This window comes from Pseudomonas sp. FP818 (assembly GCF_030687335.1).
In the GTDB taxonomy this organism is placed as follows: domain Bacteria; phylum Pseudomonadota; class Gammaproteobacteria; order Pseudomonadales; family Pseudomonadaceae; genus Aquipseudomonas; species Aquipseudomonas shahriarae.
On record NZ_CP117427.1, the window covers coordinates 5,721,156 to 5,743,889 of the forward strand.

Genomic DNA, 22,734 nt, shown 5'->3' on the forward strand with positions numbered 1-22,734 from the left:
GGTTTACAGGGCTAGATCACATCGCCCAACAACGCCTGCTGGCTGCTGCCAAACGTCAGGTATTCCACCAATTCCGCCAGCGGCAACGGCTTGCTGATCAGGTAACCCTGGGCCTGGTCGCAGCCGAACAAGCGCAACAACGCCAGTTGCTCCGGGGTTTCCACGCCTTCGGCCACCACTTCCAGGTTGAGGTTGTGGGCCAGGTTGATCATGGCGTGCACCAGCTTGCGGTTTTCTTCGCGCTCTTCCATACCGCCGACAAAGCTCTTGTCGATCTTGAGCAAGGCAATCGGCAGGCTGTTGAGGTGCACGAAGGACGAGAACCCGGTGCCAAAGTCATCCAGGGAGAAGCGCACACCCAGGCGGCCCAAGGCATCCATGGTCTGCTTGACCAGGTCGCTGCGGCGCATCACGGCGGTTTCAGTAAGCTCGAATTCGAGCCATTGCGCCTCCACCCCACGCTCGGCAATCAAACGGCTCAGGGTCGAGAGCAACTGGCTGTCCTGAAACTGACGGAACGACAGGTTGACCGCCATGTGCAACGGCGGCAGGCCGCGCTCGCGCAGGTCCTGCATATCGCGCAGGGCCCGGGAAATCACCCAGTAGCCCAACGGCACGATCAGGCCGCTCTGCTCGGCCAGCGGCACGAACTCGCTCGGCGGCAGCAAGCCACGTTCACCGTGGCGCCAGCGCACCAGGGCTTCGAGGCCGACGATATGCCCATCGTCCAGGTCCAGCCGCGGCTGGTAATGCAGTTCCAGTTCGTCACGGCGCAGCGCCCGGCGCAGTTCGCTTTCCAGGTCGGCGAGGCTACGGGCATTGCGGTTGATGCGTTCATTGAAGATATGAAAGGTGCAGCCCTGGGTGCTCTTGGCCTGTTGCATGGCGATATGCGCGTGCCACATCAACGGGTCGGCGCCGGCCTTGGCGCGGGCATGGGCCACACCGAGGCTGCAACCGATCAGCAGGCTCTCGCCATCGACCCAGTAAGGTTCGGCCATGGCCTCGGTGATGCGCTCGGCCATCCACTCGGCGCGTTGCGGCGCACGGCGGGTGTCGATCAACAAGGCAAATTCATCACTGCCCAGGCGCGCCAGTTGGTCGCCGACCTCCAGTTGGCTCTTGAGCCGCGAGACCACTTGCAGGATCAGCCGGTCGCCCGCCTGATGGCCGAGGGCATCGTTGGCATGGCGGAAGTTGTCCAGGTCCAGGTGGCCGAGGGCCAGGCCACGCCCGTCGTTTTCCGCCAGGCGCGCGGCCAGCAGGGTCTGGAAACCCTGGCGGTTGGCGATGCCGGTCAAGGGGTCTTGTGCGGCCAGGCGTTGCAGGGTGTTTTCCAGCAAGCCGCGTTCGCGCACATGGCGCAGGCAGCGGCGCAGCGTATCCACATCAAACGCGCCACGGATCAACCAATCGCTGGCGCCCAACGGTGCAACCAGCGGTTCCTGCTCCAGCAGCATTACGGTGGGCAGGTTACAACGGCCAGGGCCAGGTTGCAGACCCGGGGTGGTGAGCAAGACAGCCGTGCGGTCGTCGTCGAACAGGCTGCTCACCGACTCCCAGCTTGGCGCACTGACCAGCACAGCCCCATCGCCCATCGGCGCCAGGCACTCGCGCAACAACGCTGCCCACGCTGGCTCATCGGCCAGTAGCAGCAAACGCAAGGGTTCGACAGGCGTAGACAAGCTAGCTCCCTAGACTTTGCAAAAATTCGTTGGCGGCGGGCATTATGACGCGCAGCCTGATAATGACCAATGATATTGGTTATCAAATACGCGCAGTGCAGGTCTAGATCGAACAATAGACCCAAAAACACCGCACATCCTGCGGCAAAGTAACAAAACCGGCAAATTTAGATCGAGTGGTACGTCACACTGTCGTTCAGAGGCGGCAGAATCTTGCCAGCCTGTTAAAATGCCCGCCCTTTTCGCTCAAAGACTCCCAAAACCCTGTATGTCCCGACTCAATCCCCGGCAGCAAGAAGCCGTGAACTACGTCGGCGGCCCTCTATTGGTGCTCGCCGGTGCTGGCTCCGGCAAGACCAGCGTGATCACCCGCAAGATCGCGCACCTGATCCAGAACTGCGGCATCCGTGCCCAGTACATCGTCGCCATGACCTTTACCAACAAGGCGGCGCGGGAAATGAAAGAGCGCGTCGGCACCCTGCTCAAGGGTGGCGAAGGCCGTGGCCTCACTGTGTGTACCTTCCACAACCTGGGGCTGAACATCATCCGCAAGGAGCATGTGCGGCTGGGCTACAAGCCGGGCTTCTCGATCTTCGACGAGACCGACGTCAAGGCCCTGATGACCGACATCATGCAGAAGGAATACGCGGGCGACGACGGGGTCGACGAGATCAAGAACATGATCGGCTCGTGGAAAAACGACCTGATCCTGCCGCCCGAGGCCCTGGAAAACGCGCGCAACCCCAAGGAACAGACTGCCGCCATCGTCTACACCCACTACCAACGCACGCTCAAGGCGTTCAACGCGGTGGACTTCGACGACCTGATCCTGCTGCCAGTGAAGCTGTTCCAGGAACACGCCGATATCCTCGAAAAGTGGCAGAACAAGGTGCGCTACCTGCTGGTGGACGAATACCAGGACACCAACGCCAGCCAATACCTGCTGGTGAAACTGCTGATCGGCACGCGCAACCAGTTCACCGTGGTCGGCGACGATGACCAGTCGATCTACGCCTGGCGCGGTGCGCGCCCGGAAAACCTGATGCTGCTCAAGGACGACTACCCGTCCCTGAAAGTGGTGATGCTGGAGCAGAACTACCGCTCCACCAGCCGCATCCTGCGTTGCGCCAACGTGCTGATCTCGAACAACCCCCACGAATTCGAAAAACAGCTGTGGAGCGAGATGGGCCACGGCGATGAGATTCGCGTGATCCGCTGCCGCAACGAAGACGCCGAAGCCGAACGCGTGGCCGTGGAAATCCTCAGCCTGCACCTGCGCACCGACCGGCCCTACAGCGACTTTGCGATCCTCTATCGCGGCAACTACCAGGCCAAGCTGATCGAGCTGAAGTTGCAGCACCATCAGGTGCCGTATCGTCTGTCCGGCGGCAACAGCTTTTTCGGACGCCAGGAAGTAAAGGATCTGATGGCCTACTTCCGGCTGATCGTGAACCCGGATGACGACAACGCCTTCCTGCGCGTGATCAACGTGCCGCGCCGGGAAATCGGCTCCACCACCCTGGAAAAACTCGGTAACTACGCCACCGAACGCAAGATCTCGATGTACGCCGCCACCGACGAAATCGGCCTGGGCGAACACCTGGACACGCGCTTCACCGATCGCCTGTCGCGCTTCAAGCGTTTTATGGACAGGGTGCGCGAGCAATGCGCCGGCGAAGACCCGATCAGCGCCCTGCGCAGCATGGTCATGGATATCGACTATGAAAACTGGCTGCGCACCAACAGCTCCAGCGACAAGGCCGCGGACTACCGCATGGGCAACGTCTGGTTTCTGATCGAGGCGCTGAAGAACACCCTGGAAAAAGACGAAGACGGCGAAATGACCGTCGAAGACGCCATCGGCAAGCTGGTGCTGCGCGACATGCTCGAGCGCCAGCAGGAAGAGGAAGACGGCGCCGAAGGTGTGCAAATGATGACCTTGCATGCGTCCAAGGGCCTGGAATTCCCCTACGTGTTCATCATGGGCATGGAAGAGGAAATCCTCCCACACCGCTCCAGTATCGAAGCCGACACCATCGAGGAAGAACGGCGCCTGGCCTACGTGGGCATTACCCGCGCACGTCAGACCCTGGCCTTCACCTTTGCGGCCAAGCGCAAGCAATACGGCGAAATCATCGACTGCGCCCCAAGCCGGTTCCTCGATGAGCTACCACCGGACGACCTGGCCTGGGAAGGCAACGACGACACCCCAACTGAAGTCAAGGCGGTACGCGGCAACACCGCCCTGGCGGATATACGCGCGATGCTAAAGCGCTAGAATCGACTACTTTTTAATCTACTTTCGGCGCCCCTTGCGCCACCAGAGGAAGCTTTTGTGGAAGCACTGCACAAGAAAATTCGCGAAGAAGGCATCGTGCTTTCCGACCAGGTACTCAAGGTCGACGCCTTTCTGAACCATCAGATCGACCCGGCGCTGATGAAACTGATCGGCGACGAATTCGCCGCGCTGTTCAAGGATTCGGGGATCACCAAGATCGTCACCATCGAAGCCTCAGGCATCGCGCCAGCGATCATGACCGGCCTGAACCTGGGCGTACCGGTGATCTTCGCCCGCAAGCAGCAGTCCCTGACCCTGACGGAAAACCTGCTGTCGGCGACGGTGTATTCCTTCACCAAGAAAGTCGAAAGCACCGTGGCAATCTCCCCACGCCACCTGACCAGCAGCGACCGCGTGCTGGTGATCGACGACTTCCTGGCCAACGGCAAGGCGTCCCAGGCGCTGATTTCGATCATCAAACAGGCCGGCGCCACCGTGGCGGGCCTGGGGATTGTGATCGAGAAGTCGTTCCAGGGTGGGCGTGCTGAGCTGGATGCCCAGGGTTACCGGGTTGAGTCGCTGGCGCGGGTCAAGTCCCTGGCCGGTGGCGTCGTGACCTTCATCGATTAATCCTGAGCGGGCACGCTTAAAAATGTGGGAGCGGGCTTGCTCGCGATAGCGGTCTGTCAGTCAACTCACGAGTGGCTGATCCATTGCTATCGCGAGCACGCCCGCTCCCACATTTGGTTTGTGGTGGCCGTTAGTGTGCGGTGGCCTTAAGGCCAGCAAGCAATAGGCGCTGATACAAATCCTCTTTAAACCCCTCCGGGTTATCCAGGCGCATCCGCACCAAGTGCTCGGGAAACGCCTCAGGCTCAGGCGCATCCAGCGCCGCTTTGCCCAACTCCAGAATCTCCGTCAGCTTGAATTTGCTCTTGAGCCAGTTCAACGCGCGCAACAAATCCCGTTCTTCATCGGTGAAGTCACTGCCCAGCGGGTACTCCGGGAACAGCCTTGAATGCCGTGCCTGCACCGCCTGCAAACGCTCCGGCGTGTTGTCGGCGAAGCGCGGGTCGAGCTGAAAGTCCTTGGGCAACTTGCCGGCTTTTTGCGCCTGCTCGATCAAGCCCGCCTGGAAGCGTGAGTCGGTGATATTGAGCAGCGCCTCGATCACCTTGGCGTCGGTCTGGCCACGCAGGTCGGCGATGCCGTATTCAGTGATGACAATATCGCGCAGGTGCCGGGGAATCGTGCAATGGCCATATTCCCAGACGATATTGGAGCTGACATCACCGCCCGCTTCACGCCAGCTGCGCAGGATCAGGATCGAGCGCGCGCCCTCCAGCGCATGGCCCTGGGCCACAAAGTTGTATTGCCCACCCACGCCACTGAGCACGCGGCCGTCTTCCAGTTGGTCGGCAACACCGGCGCCCAGCAACGTGACCATGATGGCGCTGTTGATAAACCGCGCATCCAGGCGCTGTAAACGCTTGAGTTCTTCCTGCCCGTACAGCTCGTTGATATAGCTGATGCGGGTCATGTTGAATTCCAGGCGCTTGGCGTGGGTCATTTCCTGCAAGCGCTGGTAAAAACTGCGGGGGCCGAGGAAGAAGCCACCGTGGATCGACACGCCATCCGGTTGTGCCGCGTCGTCCAGCAGACCCGCATTGGCCTGCTGCTGCGTCGCCACATCGGGGTACACCTTGCGCCGCACAATGCCGGCGTCGGCCAGCACCAGCAGGCCATTGACGAACATTTCGCTGCAGCCATAGAGGCCCCGGGCAAACGGCTCGACCCCGCCCTCGCGGCTGATCAGCGGCGCCCATTGGTACACATCCAGGTCGGTGAGCAACTGCCGGTAGCCTTCGTTATCGGCCTGACGCGCCAGCAATGCGGCAGTCAGGGCGTCGCCCATCGAACCGATACCGATCTGCAGGGTGCCGCCATCGCGTACCAGGGTACTGGCGTGCAAACCAATGAAGTGGTCCTGCAAACCCACTGGCATGTTCGGCGTGGAAAACAGCGTGGTGCGGTCTTTTTCGTCGATCAGGAAGTCGAACTGATCCATGCCCAGCTCGGCATCACCGGGCATGTAGGGCAAATCATCATGCACCTGGCCCACCACCAGGATGGTCTCGCCTGCCGCGCGGCGCTTGGCGATCATCGGTAACAGGTCGAGGGTGATATCGGGGTTGCAGCTCAGGCTCAGGCGATCCGGGTGCTCACTGCTGCTGGCCACCAACTGCGCGATCAGGTTCAGGCCGGCAGCGTTGATATCGCGGGCGGCATGGCTGTAGTTGCTGCTGACGTAATCCTGCTGGGCCGAGGTGCTATGCAGCAGGCTGCCGGGCTGCATAAAAAACTGCTGCACGTGAATATTGGCCGGCAGGCTGTCCTTGCGCAGGGCGGCGAGGAAGTCCAGCTCAGGATAATCGCCGAACACCCGCTCGATAAACGGCTCCAGAAAACGCTTCTGCAAGCCATCGCCCAACGGCGGGCGACCCAGGCTCAGCGCGGTGTAAATCGTCAGCGCCCGCTCAGGCAGCTTGGCGATGCGCCGGTACAAGGCATTGGCAAACAGATTCGCCTTGCCCAGGCCCAGCGGCATACCCATGTGGATATGCGCAGGCAAGCGCTCCAGTACGTCATCGACCGCTTGCTCGATTGAACACAACTGCACCATCCGACCCTCCTGACATTCCATGATTAGGGGTTGGACCGAGCTTGCCGGGTCTTTGCTGCAATGAACAGCCTTGGCCGCCAAATTGCGCCCACAAAAAAGCCGCTGGTCAGCGGCTTTTTGGCGAAGATCGGTTTATTTCAAACCAGACATCTTCTCGATCGCACCCTTGAGGTCAGCATCCGAGCAATCGGCGCAGGTTCCTTTAGGCGGCATGGCGTTGATACCGGTGATGGCCTTGGCCAGGATGCCATCAAGGCCGCCCTGGTGGTCGGCGCGCTCTTTCCAGGCAGCAGTGTCACCGATTTTCGGTGCGCCCAACAGGCCAGTGCTGTGGCAAGCAGTACAGTGTTTGGCGATGATCTCGTCCGGCGTTTTCGCGCCGCCGCCTGCTGTCACAGCGACTTCCATCCCCTTGCATTCTTCGCCCTGAATACAGACCTTCCCGACGGGTTCAAGACGCTTGGCAATATCATCATTGGTCGCAGCTTGAGCGCTGGCAGCCCAAAGGGCCAGTACGGTTGCTGGTACAGCCAGCATTTTCATAATTAGGTTCACGCGTTCACCCTCATGGTGGCTATTCACGCCTGCGGCCACGGTTTCGCAGGCGGCGAAAGTATAACGGTTAGGCCGCCTCACTGAAACAACCCTATTATCCAAGGGGGGATTCAGTATGGCGAAATACAACTACGGGCACCTCTGCAAGGTAGGCAGGGCGCCTCTTCGGTTAAAAGTTCGCGGGTGTGGCTGCGCTGATTAGTCGCGCCGGCACATCGAACGGATTGCGAAAACGGTGCGGCTTGGTGCTTTCAAAGTAGTAGCTATCGCCGGCTTCGAGCACAAAAGTTTCGACGCCCACGACCAATTCCAGACGACCTTCCAACAGAATCCCGGTTTCCTCGCCATCATGGGTCAGCATTTCCTCGCCCGTATCGGCGCCTGGCGGGTAGATTTCGTTGAGAAACGCAATCGCCCGGCTGGGATGCGCACGGCCCACCAGCTTCATGGTCACCGCACCATCGGAAATGTCGATCAGCTCATTGGCTTTATAGACGATCTGGGTCGGTTTTTCCTGGAGGATCTCCTCGGAAAAGAATTCGACCATCGACATGGGGATGCCGCCCAGCACCTTGCGCAAGGAGCTGATGGAAGGGCTGACACTGTTTTTCTCGATCATCGAAATGGTGCTGTTGGTGACGCCCGCACGTTTGGCGAGTTCACGCTGGGAAAGACCTTTCAGTTTACGGATGGATTGCAGTCGTTCGCCGACGTCCAATGCAGGAGCCTCCTAGGATTCAGGCTTTGTTGTAATTGAGCGTTATCATGGCGACAGCGTTCAGTATTTACAACACTTTGGTCTGAATCCCGCTGGACGTCTTCGGCGTCCGGCAGCTAGGCGCCGGAATAGAGCCGTGGCACTCGGCGCAGGTTGCAAAAAATCTGGTAGGGAATGGTGTCAGCGGCGGTCGCCACATCGCTGGCGAGGATGTTTTTGCCCCACAACTCGACGGTCGAGCCCAGGCCGGCCTCGGGCACATCGGTCAGGTCGACACACAGCATGTCCATCGACACCCGCCCCAGCAACTGGCTGCGCTGGCCGGCGACCAGCACCGGCGTACCGGTCGGCGCGTGGCGCGGATAACCATCGGCATAGCCCATGGCAACCACGCCGATACGCATCGGCTTGGGCGTCACGAACCGTGCGCCATAACCCACGGGCTCGCCCGCCGGCAGTTCGCGCACGCAGATGACTTTCGATTCCAGGGTCATCACCGGCTGCAAACGCGCGGCAACCGCCTGGTCTTCGCCAAAGGGCGTTGCGCCGTAGAGCATGATGCCGGGCCGCACCCAATCACTGGAGACGCCCGGCCAACCCATTACCGACGGCGAGTTGCGCAGGCTGACCTGGGCCGCCAGGCCCTGGCGCGCCGCATCGAATACCGCGACCTGCTCATCGCTGCTTGTGCAGTCCAGTTCATCGGCGCGAGCGAAGTGGCTCATCAACACGATCTTGGCCACTTTGCCACTGGCCAGCAGGCGCTGGTAGGCGTCGTGATAATCCTTGGGATGCAAACCAACCCGGTGCATGCCCGAATCCAGCTTCAACCACACCGTCAGCGGCTTGCTCAGGCGCGCCTGTTCAATCGCCTCCAGTTGCCACAGCGAATGCACCACGCACCACAAGTCATGCTCAATGATCAGCGGCAGTTCGTCGGCCTCGAAGAACCCTTCGAGCAACAACATCGGCCCACGAATTGCGGCGGCGCGCAGCTCCAGCGCCTCCTCGATACAGGCCACGGCAAAACCGTCGGCCTGGTCTTCCAGGGCCTGGGCCACGCGCACGGCACCATGGCCATAGGCGTCGGCCTTGATCACGGCAAGGGCCTTGGCCCCGGTCAGTTCGCGGGCCAATTGGTAGTTGTGGCGCAGGGCTTGTAGGTCGATCAGGGCACGGGCAGGACGCATGGCGGCAGGCTTCTAGGCGGCGGTGGGAAGAAAAAACCGGTACCGGCCAATAGCGCCGGCACCGCAAGAGGGATCGTTTAAGGCAGAGCGGCCACGACAGACAGCTCGACCAGGATTTCTGGCTCACACAGTTTCGACTCGACCGTGGCACGGGCCGGGGCCGCGCCTTTTGGCAGCCACTTGTCCCAAACCGCGTTCATGCCGGCAAAGTCGGCGTCGATGTCTTTGAGGTAGATCGTCACCGACAGCAACTTGGTTTTATCGGTACCGGCCAAATCCAGCAAACGCTCGATATTGGCCAGGGTTTCACGAGTCTGCTGTTCAATCCCGGCACTCATGTCGTCGCCGACTTGCCCTGCCAGATACACGGTACCGCTGTGGACAACGATCTGGCTCATGCGCTCATTGGTGAGCTGGCGCTGGATTGACATGTTTTGTGGACTCCTGAGGGTTGCCGTAACGGGAAATATCAAGGCCAGCGGCACTGATCTGCGGGGTTTTCTTCGCCATCAGGTCCGCCAGCAGGCGACCAGAGCCACAGGCCATGGTCCAGCCGAGGGTGCCGTGGCCAGTATTCAAGAACAGGTTTTTGAAAGGCGTGGCGCCGACGATCGGCGTACCGTCCGGGGTGGTCGGGCGCAGGCCGGTCCAGAACGTCGCTTCGCTCAAATCACCGCCCTGAGGATAAAGGTCGTTGACGATCATCTCCAGGGTTTCGCGCCGGCGCGGGTTCAGCGACAGGTCAAAACCGGCTATTTCAGCCATGCCACCGACGCGGATGCGGTTGTCGAAACGGGTGATCGCAACCTTGTAGGTTTCGTCGAGAATAGTCGAAGTCGGGGCCATCGCCGGGTTGGTGATCGGCACGGTCAGGGAGTAACCCTTGAGCGGATACACCGGCGCCTTGATCCCCAGTGGCTTGAGCAACTGCGGCGAGTAACTGCCCAGGGCCAGCACGTAGCGGTCGGCGGTTTCCAGCTTGCCGTCGATCCACACGCCGTTGATGCGATCACCGGCGTGGTCCAGGCGTTGAATGTCCTGCTCAAAACGGAATTCCACCCCCAACTGCTTGCACATGTCGGCCAGGCGGGTGGTGAACATCTGGCAGTCGCCGGTCTGGTCATTGGGCAGGCGCAAGGCACCGGCGAGGATATCCGTGACGCTGGCCAGGGCCGGCTCGACGCGGGCAATGCCGGCGCGGTCAAGCAGCTCGAACGGCACGCCGGACTCTTTCAGCACGGCGATATCCTTGGCCGCGCCATCCAGTTGCGCCTGGGTGCGGAACAATTGGGTAGTCCCCAGGCTGCGCCCTTCGTAGGCAATGCCGGTTTCGGCGCGCAGCTCATCGAGGCAGTCGCGGCTGTACTCGGACAGGCGCACCATGCGCTCTTTGTTCACGGCATAACGGTTGGCCGTGCAGTTGCGCAGCATCTGCGCCATCCACAGGTATTGGTCGATATCGGCCGTGGCCTTGATCGCCAGCGGCGCATGGCGCTGCAGCAACCACTTGATGGCCTTGAGCGGCACACCCGGCGCGGCCCACGGCGATGCATAGCCGGGCGAGACCTGGCCGGCGTTGGCGAAGCTGGTCTCCATTGCAACGGCCGGCTGGCGGTCGACCACGACCACCTCAAAACCGGCACGCGCCAAATAGTAGGCACTGGCCACACCAATGACACCGCTACCCAAGACCAAAACCCGCATTTTTATATCCTCATCACGGCTTGACCGCTGACGTTTGTTGTTCGGCACAAAGATGTGAGCAGTATAAAAAGCAATGACCAGTGCATTTCACTATATAAGTGCCTATATTTGGCGACAATTCTCGGCAAAAACCCTTTTCACGGAGGAGCATCCCCTATGCGGACCAATACCCAGACCAAGCGGGAGCTGGACAAGATCGACCGCAACATCCTGCGCATCCTGCAGGCCGACGGGCGGATTTCGTTTACCGAGCTAGGGGAGAAGGTAGGACTGTCGACCACGCCGTGCACCGAACGGGTCCGGCGCCTGGAGCGCGAGGGGATCATCATGGGCTACAACGCCCGCCTCAATCCGCAGCACTTGAAGGGTAGCCTGCTGGTGTTTGTCGAGATCAGCCTCGACTACAAATCCGGCGATACCTTCGAAGAATTCCGACGTGCCGTGCTGAAACTGCCCCATGTGCTGGAGTGCCACCTGGTCTCGGGGGATTTCGACTATCTGGTGAAGGCACGGATTTCCGAGATGGCGTCGTACCGCAAACTGCTGGGCGATATCCTGCTCAAGCTGCCCCATGTGCGCGAGTCCAAGAGCTATATCGTGATGGAAGAGGTGAAGGAGAGCCTGAACCTGCCGATCCCGGATTGACCCTGTGGGCGCTACACCGTCATCGCAGGCAAGCCAGCTCCCACCTTTTGACCGGGTACATCTGTCAGACCAGCACCTGCCGCGTCGTCGCCATGTACTCGTGAATCTGCTTCTCCACCCGCGGGTGAATCAGCTCCACCGGGCCTCGATTGTTGGGGCATGGCAGGCTGGGCGTGGTACCAAACAACCTACAGATCAACGGGCGCTCGTCGTACACCGTGCAACCGTTGGGCCCCAGGTGCACACAGTTCAGCTCATCCATGGCCGCTTCCTGCTCGGCCGCAGTCTTGCGCGGCAGGCGCGACATTTCCTCGGTGGATGTAGTCACCGGCCCACAGCAATCATGGCAACCCGGCACACACTCGAACGAGGGGATCTGCCGGCGCAGCGCGTTGACTTTCTGGCTGTTGCAACTCATCGAAACCCATACCGAACGGCGAATAGGCGTGGATTTTGCCCTAAAAGCCCCGAGTGAGACAGCTTCACCCGACCGCTGTATCCTGCGTCAAATTTTCCAAACACGGATGCTCCCCATGACCGCCAGCGCCCGGCACACCGCTTCCTACTACGCCGCCAGCAGCCTGGCGCAACCCGATTACCCGGCATTGGCGGGCGAAGTGGTCGCCGATGTGTGCGTGGTCGGCGGCGGGTTTTCCGGGCTGAACACCGCGCTGGAGCTGGCTGAACGGGGCTTTAGCGTGGTGCTGCTGGAGGCACGCAAGATCGCCTGGGGCGCCAGCGGGCGCAACGGCGGGCAGTTGATTCGCGGCGTCGGCCATGGCCTCGATCAGTTTGCCAATGTGGTCGGCAGCGAAGGCGTGCGGCAGATGAAGCTGATGGGCCTGGAAGCCGTGGAAATCGTGCGCCAGCGGGTCGAGCGCTTCCGGATTGATTGTGACCTGACCTGGGGCTACTGCGACCTGGCCAACAAGCCCCGCGACTTGCAGGGCCTGGCCGCCGACGCCGAAGAGCTGCACGACCTGGGCTATCGCCATGAACTGCGCCTGCTGCAAGCCGGGGAAATGCGCAGCGTGATCGGCTCCGACCGTTACGTGGGAGGCATGATCGACATGGGCTCCGGCCACCTGCACCCGCTGAACCTGGCCCTTGGCGAAGCGAGCGCCGCGCAGCAACTGGGCGTGAGGCTGTTCGAGCAGTCCGAAGCCCTGCGCATCGACTACGGCCCTGAAGTCAAAGTCCACACCGCCCACGGCAGTGTGCGCGCCAAGACCCTGGTGCTGGGCTGCAATGCCTACCTCAATGGCCTCAACCCTCACCTGAGCGGCAAGGTGCTGCCCGCCGGCAGCTACATCATTGCCACCGAACCCTTGAGCCCAACCCAGGCCGCCGAGTTACTGCCGCAAAACATGGCGGTGTGTGATCAGCGGGTCACGGTGGACTACTTCCGCTTGTCGGCCGACCGGCGCCTGCTGTTTGGCGGTGCTTGCCACTATTCCGGACGCGATCCCCAGGACATTGGCGCCTATATGCGGCCGAAGATGCTCAAGGTCTTCCCGCAATTGGCCGAAGCGAAGATCGACTATCAATGGGGCGGCATGATCGGCATCGGCGCCAACCGCCTGCCGCAGATTGGCCGGCTGGCCGACCAGCCCAATGTGTACTTTGCCCAGGCCTACGCCGGCCATGGCCTGAACGCCACCCACCTGGCCGGCAAACTGTTGGCCGAAGCCATCAGCGGCCAGCAGAGTGGGCGCTTCGATCTGTTTGCCCAGGTGCCACACATCACCTTCCCTGGCGGCAAGCACTTGCGCTCACCGCTGCTGGCCCTGGGCATGCTCTGGCACCGCCTGAAAGAACTGCTCTGACTCAACCGCGCCAGAACGGCTTCAAGCCTTCCCGGCGCGCTTGTTCAGTACTCAAGCCGATATCGCGCAGTTGCTCCGGGGTCAGGTCCAGCAAGGCCTGGCGCGTGTGGCGACGGCGCCAGAACAGTTCCCAACGGCTCGGATTACCCGGCGCCAGCCCGGTCAGCCCGCGCTCCTGCCCTGCTTCCAGTTCCTGACTGTGTAGTGCCAGCCGCACATCGCTCAAGCCATTCATTGTCCTGCCCCTCATTTGCCTGTTGCCATGAGTGACTAGAATGGACGGCACGGCAAAACCATTACAGATTCAACCAACTTTTATTAAATCCATACAGATACTCCCAACCACGGGCTGAATCCTGTATTTTCCTTGCATCTGTACTGGTCCCCTGGGAGTGACCGCAATGACCCTCTACGTCAACCTCGCCGAACTGCTGGGCACCCGTATCGAACAGGGCTTCTATCGCCCCGGCGATCGCCTGCCCTCGGTGCGTGCCTTGAGTGTGGAACACGGGGTCAGCCTGAGCACCGTGCAACAGGCTTACCGAATGCTCGAAGACAACGGCCTGGCGACGCCAAAGCCGAAATCCGGCTACTTCGTGCCCGTCGGTCGCGAACTGCCCGCGCTGCCTGCCGTGGGTCGGCCGGCCCAGCGCCCGGTGGAGATTTCCCAGTGGGACCAGGTGCTGGAACTGATCCGCGCGGTGCCGCGCAAAGATGTCATACAGATGGGCCGTGGCATGCCGGATGTCCTGTCACCGACCCTCAAACCCCTGCTGCGCAGCCTGGCCCGGGTCAGCCGCCGCCAGGATCTGCCAGGCCTGTACTACGACAATATCTACGGCTGTATGGAGCTGCGTGAACAAATAGCCCGTCTGTCATTGGATTCCGGCTGTCAACTCGACGCCCAGGACATCGTGATCACTACCGGCTGCCATGAGGCACTGTCCTCCAGCATCCGTGCCATTTGCGAGCCCGGCGATATCGTCGCCGTCGACTCGCCAAGCTTCCACGGCGCCATGCAGACCCTCAAGGGCCTGGGCATGAAAGCCCTGGAAATCCCCACCGACCCGCTCACCGGCATCAGCCTGGAAGCCCTGGAACTGGCCCTGGAGCAATGGCCGATCAAAGTCATCCAGTTGACCCCCAACTGCAACAACCCCCTGGGCTACATCATGCCCGAGGCACGCAAACGGGCGCTGCTGACCCTGGCCCAGCGCTTTGACGTGGCGATTATCGAAGACGATGTGTATGGCGAGCTGGCCTACAGCTACCCGCGACCACGCACCATCAAATCCTTCGACGAAGATGGCCGCGTCCTACTCTGCAGTTCCTTCTCCAAAACCCTGGCCCCCGGTCTGCGGATCGGTTGGGTAGCGCCGGGCCGCTATCTGGAGCGGGTGCTGCACATGAAATACATCAGCACCGGCTCCACCGCCACCCAGCCGCAGATCGCCATTGCCGAGTTCCTCAAGAACGGGCACTTCGAGCCGCATTTGCGGCGGATGCGCAGCCAATACCAGCGCAATCGCGACCTGATGCTCGATTGGGTCAGCCGCTATTTCCCGGCCGGCACCCGCGCCAGCCGGCCACAGGGCAGCTTTATGCTGTGGGTGGAGTTGCCCGAAGGTTTCGACACCCTCAAGCTCAACCGGGCCCTGGTCGAGCAAGGCGTACAGATTGCCGTGGGCAGCATCTTCTCGGCCTCGGGCAAATACCGTAACTGCCTGCGGATGAACTACGCTGCCAAGCCAACCCCCCCGATTGAAGAGGCGGTGCGCAAGGTCGGGGCAACGGCGATCAAAATGCTCGCCGAAGCCGAACAGCGGGTGGACTGACCTTTTGCCAGCAATCACCGTCATATGCCCACCAACGCCCTGATTCGGAACCTGTCGCCTTGATGAGCCAACGGCTGTTAGCGTTTTTTTTGCTGGGGTTCCTGGGCCTGGGCGGTTGCGCCACCCCGGATGTGCCCAGGGAGGCCAGCGAGGCGCTGCCGGCGACGCAGTCCGCCTTTGGCCGCTCGATCCAGGCCCAGGCCGCGCCCTACCAGGGCCGCTCCGGGTTCCGCCTGCTGCCCAACAGCAGCGAAGCGTTCATGGCTCGCGCCGAATTGATCCGCAATGCCCAGACCAGCCTCGACTTGCAGTACTACATCGTCCATGACGGCATCAGCACGCGCATGCTGGTGGCCGAGTTACTCACGGCGGCCGACCGTGGCGTGCGGGTGCGCATCCTCCTGGATGACACCACCAGCGACGGCCTGGACCAGATCATCGCCACCCTGGCCGCGCACCCGCAGATCCAGATTCGCCTGTTCAACCCCTTGCACCTGGGGCGCAGCACCGGCGTGACACGGGCCATGGGCCGGCTGTTCAACCTGTCGCTGCAGCACCGGCGCATGCACAACAAGCTGTGGCTGGCGGACAACAGCGTGGCGATTGTCGGCGGGCGCAACCTGGGGGATGAGTATTTCGATGCCGAGCCCAACCTGAACTTCACCGATATCGACATGCTCAGCGTCGGGCCTGTGGCCGAGCAACTGGGCCACAGCTTTGACCAGTACTGGAACAGTGCGCTGAGCAAACCCATTGCCGACTTCATCTCCAGCGCCCCGTCCTCCCGCGACCTGGCCACAGCGCGCGGGCTTCTGGAGAACTCCCTGGCCGAGTCGCGCCAGCAAAACCATGCCCTGTACAACCGCCTGCGCACCTACCAGACCCAGCCCCGCATGGACATCTGGCGCCGGGAGCTGATCTGGGCGTGGAACCAGGCGCTGTGGGATGCGCCGAGCAAGGTGCTGGCCAAGGCCGATCCTGACCCGCAACTGTTGCTCACCACCCAACTGGGGCCGGAGCTGGAAGGCGTGCACAGTGAACTGATGATGATTTCGGCCTACTTCGTCCCCGGTCAGCCGGGCCTGGTGTACCAGACCGGCCGCGCGGACGCCGGTGTCGACGTGCGTCTGCTGACCAACGCTCTGGAGGCCACCGACGTACCGGCAGTGCATGGCGGCTATGCGCCCTATCGCAAGGCGCTGTTGGAGCACGGGGTGAAACTGTACGAACTGCGCCGCCAACCGGGCGACGGCGGCGGCAGTGGCCCGCACCTGCTGGGCAGCCGCGCGCTGCATGGCTCGGACTCCAGCCTGCACAGCAAGGCGATGATCTTTGATCGGCAGAAGTCGTTTATCGGCTCATTCAATTTCGACCCGCGTTCGGTGCTGTGGAACACCGAGGTTGGCGTGCTGGTGGACAGCCCCGAGCTGGCCGAGCACGTACGCAACCTGGCCCTGCAAGGGATGGCGCCGGCCTTGAGTTATGAGGCGAAGCTGCAGGATGGCCAGGTAGTATGGGTGACAGAAGACAACGGCCAGTTGCACACCCTGACCCGCGAGCCGGGCAGTTGGTGGCGCCGCTTCAATGCCTGGTTTGCCACCACTGTGGGCCTGGAGCGCATGCTCTAAGCACCACCAAAATCCAATCTGGGAGCACTTCCAGGTCAGGCCGGCTGCTCGGTGCCAAACGCCCCTTGGCGTAACAACAGAATCACCAGCCCCAAGGCCCCCGCCGCCATCAGCAACGGCAACGCATGCCCGCTGATCCACTGGCTGCCCGCGCCCGCCACCAGTGGGCCGATCAGGCAACCAATCCCCCACAACTGCGCAATATGGGCATTGGCCCGCACCAACGCATCGTCACGGTAGCGCTCGCCGATCAGGATCAACGACAAGGTGAACAAGCCCCCGGCGCTGGCACCGAACAGCACCCAGATCGGCCAGATCAGCCAGGTATCGAGCAGCGGCGCAATGGCCAGGCTCGACAGCAGCAACAACACCGCGCACCCCAGAAACAGGGTACGCCTGGGCAGGTAATCAGCCAGCGCGCCAATCGGCAATTGCAGCAAGGCATCGCCGACCACCACGGTGCTGACCATCGCCAGCGCCACCTCAGCGGTAAAACCCTGCTGCAGGCAATACACCGGCAGCAGCGTCAGAATCATCGCCTCGAACGCGGCAAACAACGCCACCGCCCAGGCAATCGCCGGCAGGCCCCGGCAAAAACCCCACAAATCGCCAAAGGTCACGCTGAAGGCCTCCGCCGTCGGCGCCCCGCTGCGCCCCAACAGCAGGAACGGCGCAATGATCAGCAGGCCGACGCCGACCCAGAAGCCATAGTCATGATCGGTCCCCAGTACGCCGAGCAACAACGGCCCCGACAGCTGGCTCAAGGCGTAGGTACAGCCATACAGCGCCACCAGCCGGCCACGCCACTGCTCCACCACCAGTTGATTGATCCAGCTTTCGCCGAGGATAAACACGATGGTCAGGATCACCCCGATCATCAACCGCAGCACCAGCCACACCGGATAGCTGGGCAGTACCGCCAGCAAACCGATGGAAATCGCCCCAGCCCACAGGCACAGACGCATCAGGTTCGCCGTGCCCAACCAGGAAGCCAGGCGGCTGGAGACCTTGGCGCCCAACAGCACACCGAACGCCGGCATCGCCGCCATGATGCCGATGGCAAAGTTGCCATAGCCCCAGCTTTCCAGGCGCAGGGACACCAGCGGCATGCTCACGCCCAGGGCGAGGCCGACGCTGAGTACCGAGGCCAGGACGGCGAAGTAAGTCGCCCAACGCATTGCCACGCTCCTGTGGGTTATTTCCAGATCACGCAAAATACTGTGGGAGCGGGCTTGCCCGCGATGAGGGAGTACCAGCCAACTCATGAGTGACTGATATACCGCTATCGCGGGCAAGCCCGCTCCCACATGTGGATCTACTGCAGCTGGGGCCCGGAGTCCGGGTTTACAGCTTGATCCAGGTCGCCTTCAGCTCGGTGTACTTGTCGAACGCGTGCAGCGACTTGTCGCGACCGTTGCCCGACTGCTTGAACCCGCCAAATGGCGCAGTCATGTCGCCGCCATCGTACTGGTTGACCCACACGCTACCGGCGCGCAGGGCCTTGGCGGTCAGGTGCGCCTTGGAGATATCCGAAGTCCAGACCGCAGCGGCCAGGCCATAAGGCGTGTCGTTGGCAATCGCCACGGCTTCTTCCGCGCTGTCGAACGTCAGCACCGACAGCACAGGGCCAAAGATCTCTTCCTGGGCAATCTTCATGGCGTTGGTCACACCGTCGAAAATCGTCGGTTCGACGTAGGTACCGCCAGTTTCCTGCAGGGTGCGCTTGCCACCGGCCACCAGCTTGGCGCCATCGGCGTGCCCGGCTTCGATGTACGACAGCACGGTGTTCATCTGCTGGGTATCCACCAGCGCGCCGACGTTGGTAGCCGGGTCCAGCGGGTTGCCCGGCTTCCAGCCCTTGAGGGCCTCGATCACCATTGGCAGGAATTTGTCCTTGATCGAACGCTCCACCAGCAGGCGCGAGCCGGCAGTGCAGACTTCGCCCTGGTTGAAAGCAATGGCGCCAGCCGCGGATTCGGCAGCGGCTTGCAGGTCCCGGGGCATCGGCAAACACGATGTTCGGGCTCTTGCCGCCAGCTTCCAGCCAGACGCGTTTCATGTTCGATTCGCCGGAGTAGATCATCAGTTGCTTGGCGATCTTGGTCGAACCGGTGAACACCAGGGTATCGACGTCCATATGCAGCGCCAGGGCCTTGCCGACAGTGTGGCCATAACCCGGCAGCACGTTGAGCACACCCTTGGGGATACCCGCTTCAACGGCCAGGGCAGCGATGCGGATGGCGGTCAGCGGCGATTTTTCCGAAGGCTTGAGCACGACCGAGTTGCCGGTGGACAGCGCCGGCCCCAGCTTCCAGCAGGCCATCATCAGCGGGAAGTTCCACGGCACGATGGCCGCCACTACGCCGACGGGCTCGCGGGTCACCAGGCCCAGTTGGTCATGGGGGGTGGCGGCGACTTCGTCGTAAATCTTGTCGATGGCCTCGCCACTCCAGCTCAGGGCTTGCGCCGCGCCAGGGATGTCGATGCCCAGGGAATCGCCGATGGGCTTGCCCATGTCCAGGGTTTCGAGCAGGGCCAGCTCTTCGGCGTTGGCCTTGAGCAGCGCGGCGAAACGGATCATGGTGGCTTTGCGCTTGGCCGGGGCCAGGCGAGACCATGCACCGGAGTTGAAAGTGGCGCGGGCGTTTTCCACGGCGCGCTGGGCGTCGGCGACGTCACAACTGGCAACCGTGGTCAGCAGGCGGCCATCGACTGGGCTGAGGCATTCGAACGTGTCGCCGGAAACTGCGGCGGTGTACTCGCCATTGATATAGGCGCGGCCTTCGATCTTCAGATCCTTGGCGCGTTGTTCCCAGTCGGCACGGGTCAGGGTGGTCATGCGAGTGTCCTCCTCTTATTAAATATAAGGGCCCGGCGTTATAACCGCTCCCTTCCAAATGCTTGCCCGGCCAGCCAGCTATTCGGTCCGAGGCACCCGCCACCCTAAACCAGCCGCAAGGGATGTTTCAATATATTTGACATAACGGCCGCAAACGCCCTTGCGATGTTCATTTTAATAAACATAGACTTTGGCTCTCCAACCCCAGGCCTAGACGGGATACGTGCATGAACATTCAGGATGTCGTCGATTTCAGCCAGGCGAACACCGCCGCCGAACGCTACCGCCCCGCCACAGAAAAAATCCTCAAGGGCGACCCCGAGCAGACGCTCTTCAACCACTACAACAGCCCGTGCGGCCAGATGAACGCCGGGGTCTGGGAGGGTGAAGTCGGGCAATGGACGGTGAACTACACCGAGCACGAGTACTGCGAGATCGTGCAGGGGGTTTCGGTGCTACGCGATGCCGAAGGCAACGCCAAGACCTTGCGCGCCGGTGACCGCTTCGTGATCCCGGCCGGTTTCAGTGGCACCTGGGAAGTGCTGGAGCCGTGCCGCAAGATCTACGTGGTGTTCGAAGAAAAAGCCTGATCGGTCGACCGCGACTTTTCAAAAGGCAAAAAAAACCCGCATCGTGAGATGCGGGTTTTTTTCACAAGAAAGAAAACCAATTACTTGATTTTGCCTTCTTTGTAGATCACATGCTTGCGAACGCGCGGGTCGAACATTTTCTTTTCGAGCTTGTCCGGGGTAGTACGCTTGTTCTTGTCGGTAGTGTAGAAGTGACCAGTACCGGCGCTAGAGATCATTCGAATCAATTCACGCATGATTTAGCTCCTTAGATTTTGCCGTCGCGGCGCAGTTCAGCGAGCACGACAGTGATGCCACGCTTGTCGATGATGCGCATGCCTTTGGCAGATACGCGCAGACGGACAAAACGTTTCTCTTCTTCAACCCAGAAGCGGTGATGCTGCAGGTTTGGCAGGAAACGACGACGGGTTTTGTTGTTTGCGTGGGAAATGTTATTCCCAGTCACCGGACCCTTACCGGTAACTTGACAGACTCTCGACATGCCTCAGCCCTCTAAAACCACATGCCCAACCCGGCATGGGTTGGCCGCTTAATCTCTCAGTCATTTGGCGCCAGGCGCCGCGTTTCTTTAAGGGTCTTACCGGCTACACCTACAGTGAAGGAACCGGGCCCCTAGAAAAGAGCGCTGCTTTATACCAGAAAGACCCCAGTGCAACAACAGCCGGTGTGTTTTTCCCGCTGTAAATCTCGCCCAAGCAGCTCTCAAGCGCTGCCAGGGTGGGCCGCCGTGCCGCCGGACCGCTCGTCGCACCGAATGATTTATCGCCGCTGTTTGTAGGCCAAGGCCCCGGGCAAAATGACCTGAAGCGCCATCAAAACAGTATTTGTCCTAAATGCACAGGCAAAAATGGGCTAGTCATTTGTGAATCAGGCCACTACGGTAGGCCTTTTCCAGACTGCACTCGCAGATGGGCCTCCGATCTGCAAAGGAAACCGACCATGCGCCTCGCTGCCCTGCCACTTCTACTCGCCCCGCTCTTCCTCGCCCCGCTGGCCCAGGCGGCCTCCACGTTGAGCGTCTGCACCGAGGCCAGCCCCGAAGGGTTCGATGTGGTGCAGTACAACTCGCTGACCACCACCAACGCCTCGGCGGATGTGCTGATGAACCGCCTGGTGGACTACGACGCCACGAGCGGCAAGCTGGTGCCGAGCCTGGCCGACAGCTGGGAAGTCTCGCCGGACGGCCTGACCTACACCTTTAAATTGCACCCCGGCGTCAAATTCCACCGCACTGCGTATTTCAGCCCAAGCCGCAGCCTTACCGCCGAAGATGTACGTTTCAGCTTCGAGCGCATGCTCGACCCGGCCAATCCCTGGCACCAGATCGCCCAGAGCGGCTTCCCCCACGCCCAGTCCTTGCAACTGCCGGCGCTGATCAAAAAGATCGACGCCCTGGATCCGCTGACCGTGCGCTTTACCCTGGATCACGCCGACTCCACGTTCCTCGCCGCGCTGAGCATGGGCTTTGCCTCGATCTACCCGGCCGAATACGCCGACAAGTTGCTCAAGGCCGGCACCCCGGAAAAGCTCAATAGCCAACCCATCGGCACCGGCCCCTTTGTTTTCGGGCGTTTCCAGAAAGATGCAGCGATTCGCTACAAAGCCAACCCGGATTACTTCGCCGGCAAGCCTGCTGTGGATAACTTGATCTTTGCCATCACCCCGGACGCCAACGTACGCCTGCAGAAACTGCGCCGGGATGAGTGCCAGATCGCCTTGTCACCCAAGCCCCTGGATATCGGCGAGGCGCAAAAGGATGCGGCGCTCAAGGTGGAAAAGACCGCAGCCTTCATGACCGCGTTTGTGGCCATCAACAGCCAGCACCCACCGTTGGACAAGCCAGAAGTGCGCCAGGCGATCAACCTGGCCTTCGACAAGGCCAGCTACCTCAAGGCCGTGTTTGAAGGCACCGCCGAAGCCGCCACCGGCCCCTACCCGCCCAATACCTGGGGTTTTGCCAAGGAATTGCCGGGTTATCCACAGGACATCGCCAAGGCCAAGGCCCTGCTGGCCCGCGCCGGGCTGAGTGACGGCTTCAAGACCACCCTTTGGACCCGGCCCTCGGGCAGCCTGCTCAACCCCAACCCAAGCCTGGGCGCACAACTGCTGCAGGCGGACCTGGCCAAGGTCGGCATCCAGGCCGAGATCCGCGTGATCGAATGGGGCGAGCTGATCCGCCGCGCCAAGGCTGGCGAGCACGACCTGCTGTTTATGGGCTGGGCCGGGGACAACGGCGACCCGGATAACTTCCTGACCCCGCAATTTTCCTGCGCGGCGGTAAAATCCGGCACCAACTTTGCCCGTTACTGCGACCCGGCACTGGACAAGCTGATCAGTGCCGGCAAGACCACCAATGAGCAAGGCGTGCGCAGCAAGCTGTATCAACAGGCACAGGCGCAGATCCAGCAGCAGGCGCTGTGGTTGCCACTGGCTCATCCGACGGCCTTTGCCCTGACCCGTAAAAATGTCGAGGGGTATCAGGTCAGCCCGTTTGGGCGCCAGGATTTCTCCAAGGTCAGCGTAAAGCCCTGACCCGGCCGTTGTAGGAGCCGGCAAGC

Annotated in this window: 20 protein-coding genes and 1 pseudogene; 8 read left to right on the top strand and 13 right to left on the bottom strand. The window is 61.4% G+C overall.

From position 1 onward, the window contains the following. Positions 1-11 precede the first annotated feature (11 nt). Positions 12-1,685: a bifunctional diguanylate cyclase/phosphodiesterase gene (locus tag PSH80_RS26215; protein WP_057960988.1), complete on the bottom strand. Its 1,674-nt coding sequence runs from the start codon at positions 1,683-1,685 to the stop codon at positions 12-14. 268 nt (positions 1,686-1,953) lie between these two features. Here PSH80_RS26215 and rep point away from each other — a divergent pair, with 268 nt between their 5' ends. Next, positions 1,954-3,963 (top strand): DNA helicase Rep, encoded by a 2,010-nt coding sequence (gene rep, locus PSH80_RS26220; RefSeq protein ID WP_057440498.1) that lies wholly within the window; start codon positions 1,954-1,956, stop codon positions 3,961-3,963. Between the two features lie 57 nt (positions 3,964-4,020). After that, the gene (locus PSH80_RS26225) at positions 4,021-4,593 is read left to right on the top strand and encodes a xanthine phosphoribosyltransferase (RefSeq protein WP_029289761.1); all 573 of its coding nucleotides are present in this window, start codon (positions 4,021-4,023) and stop codon (positions 4,591-4,593) included. 130 nt (positions 4,594-4,723) lie between these two features. On the opposite strand, the gene PSH80_RS26230 is transcribed toward PSH80_RS26225, so the two are convergent. From PSH80_RS26230 to dadA, 6 genes are all read right to left on the bottom strand, one after another. Beyond that, complete coding sequence (locus PSH80_RS26230; RefSeq protein WP_057960989.1) at positions 4,724-6,646, bottom strand: acetyl-CoA hydrolase/transferase C-terminal domain-containing protein; 1,923 nt, start codon at positions 6,644-6,646, stop codon at positions 4,724-4,726. Positions 6,647-6,778: 132 nt separating this feature from the next. Then, on the bottom strand, positions 6,779-7,189 hold the full coding sequence (locus PSH80_RS26235; RefSeq protein ID WP_057960990.1) for a cytochrome c5 family protein: 411 nt from the start codon (positions 7,187-7,189) through the stop codon (positions 6,779-6,781). Between the two features lie 181 nt (positions 7,190-7,370). Further along, positions 7,371-7,919 carry a cupin domain-containing protein gene (locus PSH80_RS26240; protein WP_029289768.1) on the bottom strand — a complete coding sequence of 183 codons (549 nt, stop codon included), beginning with the start codon at positions 7,917-7,919 and terminating at the stop codon, positions 7,371-7,373. Between the two features lie 116 nt (positions 7,920-8,035). Beyond that, on the bottom strand, positions 8,036-9,109 hold the full coding sequence (gene alr, locus PSH80_RS26245; protein WP_057960991.1) for an alanine racemase: 1,074 nt from the start codon (positions 9,107-9,109) through the stop codon (positions 8,036-8,038). A 77-nt stretch (positions 9,110-9,186) separates the two neighbouring features. Continuing rightward, the gene (locus PSH80_RS26250; RefSeq protein WP_057960992.1) at positions 9,187-9,540 is read right to left on the bottom strand and encodes a RidA family protein; all 354 of its coding nucleotides are present in this window, start codon (positions 9,538-9,540) and stop codon (positions 9,187-9,189) included. Continuing rightward, entirely contained in the window at positions 9,512-10,813 is a 1,302-nt protein-coding gene (gene dadA, locus PSH80_RS26255; protein WP_029289774.1) for a D-amino acid dehydrogenase, read from the bottom strand. Before dadA ends, PSH80_RS26250 begins: the two co-directional genes overlap by 29 nt. Before the next feature lie 156 nt (positions 10,814-10,969). Between dadA and PSH80_RS26260 the strand changes: the two genes are divergently transcribed. Next, positions 10,970-11,458 (top strand): Lrp/AsnC ligand binding domain-containing protein, encoded by a 489-nt coding sequence (locus PSH80_RS26260; protein ID WP_003206849.1) that lies wholly within the window; start codon positions 10,970-10,972, stop codon positions 11,456-11,458. A 64-nt stretch (positions 11,459-11,522) separates the two neighbouring features. Here PSH80_RS26260 and PSH80_RS26265 read toward each other — a convergent pair whose 3' ends face one another. After that, complete coding sequence (locus tag PSH80_RS26265; protein ID WP_029289779.1) at positions 11,523-11,876, bottom strand: YkgJ family cysteine cluster protein; 354 nt, start codon at positions 11,874-11,876, stop codon at positions 11,523-11,525. Between the two features lie 115 nt (positions 11,877-11,991). Here PSH80_RS26265 and PSH80_RS26270 point away from each other — a divergent pair, with 115 nt between their 5' ends. Continuing rightward, entirely contained in the window at positions 11,992-13,284 is a 1,293-nt protein-coding gene (locus PSH80_RS26270; protein WP_200659876.1) for an FAD-binding oxidoreductase, read from the top strand. 1 nt (position 13,285) lies between these two features. Here the strand turns inward: PSH80_RS26270 and PSH80_RS26275 are convergent, their stop codons facing one another. Next, positions 13,286-13,519, bottom strand: a complete 234-nt coding sequence (locus PSH80_RS26275) for a DUF1127 domain-containing protein (protein WP_057960994.1) — start codon at positions 13,517-13,519, stop codon at positions 13,286-13,288. Between the two features lie 166 nt (positions 13,520-13,685). Between PSH80_RS26275 and PSH80_RS26280 the strand changes: the two genes are divergently transcribed. Continuing rightward, complete coding sequence (locus PSH80_RS26280) at positions 13,686-15,119, top strand: PLP-dependent aminotransferase family protein (RefSeq protein ID WP_057960995.1); 1,434 nt, start codon at positions 13,686-13,688, stop codon at positions 15,117-15,119. 62 nt (positions 15,120-15,181) lie between these two features. Continuing rightward, the gene (locus tag PSH80_RS26285; RefSeq protein ID WP_305418680.1) at positions 15,182-16,747 is read left to right on the top strand and encodes a phospholipase D family protein; all 1,566 of its coding nucleotides are present in this window, start codon (positions 15,182-15,184) and stop codon (positions 16,745-16,747) included. 35 nt (positions 16,748-16,782) lie between these two features. Here the strand turns inward: PSH80_RS26285 and PSH80_RS26290 are convergent, their stop codons facing one another. Next, entirely contained in the window at positions 16,783-17,925 is a 1,143-nt protein-coding gene (locus tag PSH80_RS26290) for an MFS transporter (protein WP_057960997.1), read from the bottom strand. Positions 17,926-18,091: 166 nt separating this feature from the next. Continuing rightward, positions 18,092-19,586 (bottom strand): annotated as a pseudogene (locus tag PSH80_RS26295) (aldehyde dehydrogenase). A 227-nt stretch (positions 19,587-19,813) separates the two neighbouring features. Here PSH80_RS26295 and PSH80_RS26300 point away from each other — a divergent pair. After that, positions 19,814-20,176 carry a cupin domain-containing protein gene (locus tag PSH80_RS26300; RefSeq protein WP_057440505.1) on the top strand — a complete coding sequence of 121 codons (363 nt, stop codon included), beginning with the start codon at positions 19,814-19,816 and terminating at the stop codon, positions 20,174-20,176. A gap of 80 nt (positions 20,177-20,256) precedes the next feature. On the opposite strand, the gene rpmG is transcribed toward PSH80_RS26300, so the two are convergent. Together rpmG and rpmB are read right to left on the bottom strand one after the other, a co-directional pair. After that, complete coding sequence (gene rpmG, locus PSH80_RS26305) at positions 20,257-20,412, bottom strand: 50S ribosomal protein L33 (protein WP_003176906.1); 156 nt, start codon at positions 20,410-20,412, stop codon at positions 20,257-20,259. A gap of 11 nt (positions 20,413-20,423) precedes the next feature. Continuing rightward, on the bottom strand, positions 20,424-20,657 hold the full coding sequence (gene rpmB / locus PSH80_RS26310) for a 50S ribosomal protein L28 (RefSeq protein ID WP_007920377.1): 234 nt from the start codon (positions 20,655-20,657) through the stop codon (positions 20,424-20,426). A gap of 458 nt (positions 20,658-21,115) precedes the next feature. On the opposite strand from rpmB, the gene PSH80_RS26315 reads away from it, so the two are divergent. Next, positions 21,116-22,708, top strand: coding sequence for an ABC transporter substrate-binding protein (locus tag PSH80_RS26315; RefSeq protein WP_057960998.1), 1,593 nt, complete (start codon positions 21,116-21,118; stop codon positions 22,706-22,708). Positions 22,709-22,734 lie beyond the last annotated feature (26 nt).

Coding starts and splice junctions, on each gene's coding strand:
- rep (WP_057440498.1), top strand. CDS start 1,954: ATGTCCCGACTCAATCCCCGGCAGCAAGAAGCCGTGAACTACGTCGGC.
- PSH80_RS26230 (WP_057960989.1), bottom strand. CDS start 6,646: ATGGTGCAGTTGTGTTCAATCGAGCAAGCGGTCGATGACGTACTGGAG.
- PSH80_RS26235 (WP_057960990.1), bottom strand. CDS start 7,189: ATGAAAATGCTGGCTGTACCAGCAACCGTACTGGCCCTTTGGGCTGCC.
- alr (WP_057960991.1), bottom strand. CDS start 9,109: ATGCGTCCTGCCCGTGCCCTGATCGACCTACAAGCCCTGCGCCACAAC.
- PSH80_RS26250 (WP_057960992.1), bottom strand. CDS start 9,540: ATGTCAATCCAGCGCCAGCTCACCAATGAGCGCATGAGCCAGATCGTT.
- dadA (WP_029289774.1), bottom strand. CDS start 10,813: ATGCGGGTTTTGGTCTTGGGTAGCGGTGTCATTGGTGTGGCCAGTGCC.
- PSH80_RS26260 (WP_003206849.1), top strand. CDS start 10,970: ATGCGGACCAATACCCAGACCAAGCGGGAGCTGGACAAGATCGACCGC.
- PSH80_RS26265 (WP_029289779.1), bottom strand. CDS start 11,876: ATGAGTTGCAACAGCCAGAAAGTCAACGCGCTGCGCCGGCAGATCCCC.
- PSH80_RS26270 (WP_200659876.1), top strand. CDS start 11,992: ATGACCGCCAGCGCCCGGCACACCGCTTCCTACTACGCCGCCAGCAGC.
- PSH80_RS26275 (WP_057960994.1), bottom strand. CDS start 13,519: ATGAATGGCTTGAGCGATGTGCGGCTGGCACTACACAGTCAGGAACTG.
- PSH80_RS26280 (WP_057960995.1), top strand. CDS start 13,686: ATGACCCTCTACGTCAACCTCGCCGAACTGCTGGGCACCCGTATCGAA.
- PSH80_RS26285 (WP_305418680.1), top strand. CDS start 15,182: ATGAGCCAACGGCTGTTAGCGTTTTTTTTGCTGGGGTTCCTGGGCCTG.
- PSH80_RS26290 (WP_057960997.1), bottom strand. CDS start 17,925: ATGCGTTGGGCGACTTACTTCGCCGTCCTGGCCTCGGTACTCAGCGTC.
- PSH80_RS26300 (WP_057440505.1), top strand. CDS start 19,814: ATGAACATTCAGGATGTCGTCGATTTCAGCCAGGCGAACACCGCCGCC.
- rpmG (WP_003176906.1), bottom strand. CDS start 20,412: ATGCGTGAATTGATTCGAATGATCTCTAGCGCCGGTACTGGTCACTTC.
- rpmB (WP_007920377.1), bottom strand. CDS start 20,657: ATGTCGAGAGTCTGTCAAGTTACCGGTAAGGGTCCGGTGACTGGGAAT.
- PSH80_RS26315 (WP_057960998.1), top strand. CDS start 21,116: ATGCGCCTCGCTGCCCTGCCACTTCTACTCGCCCCGCTCTTCCTCGCC.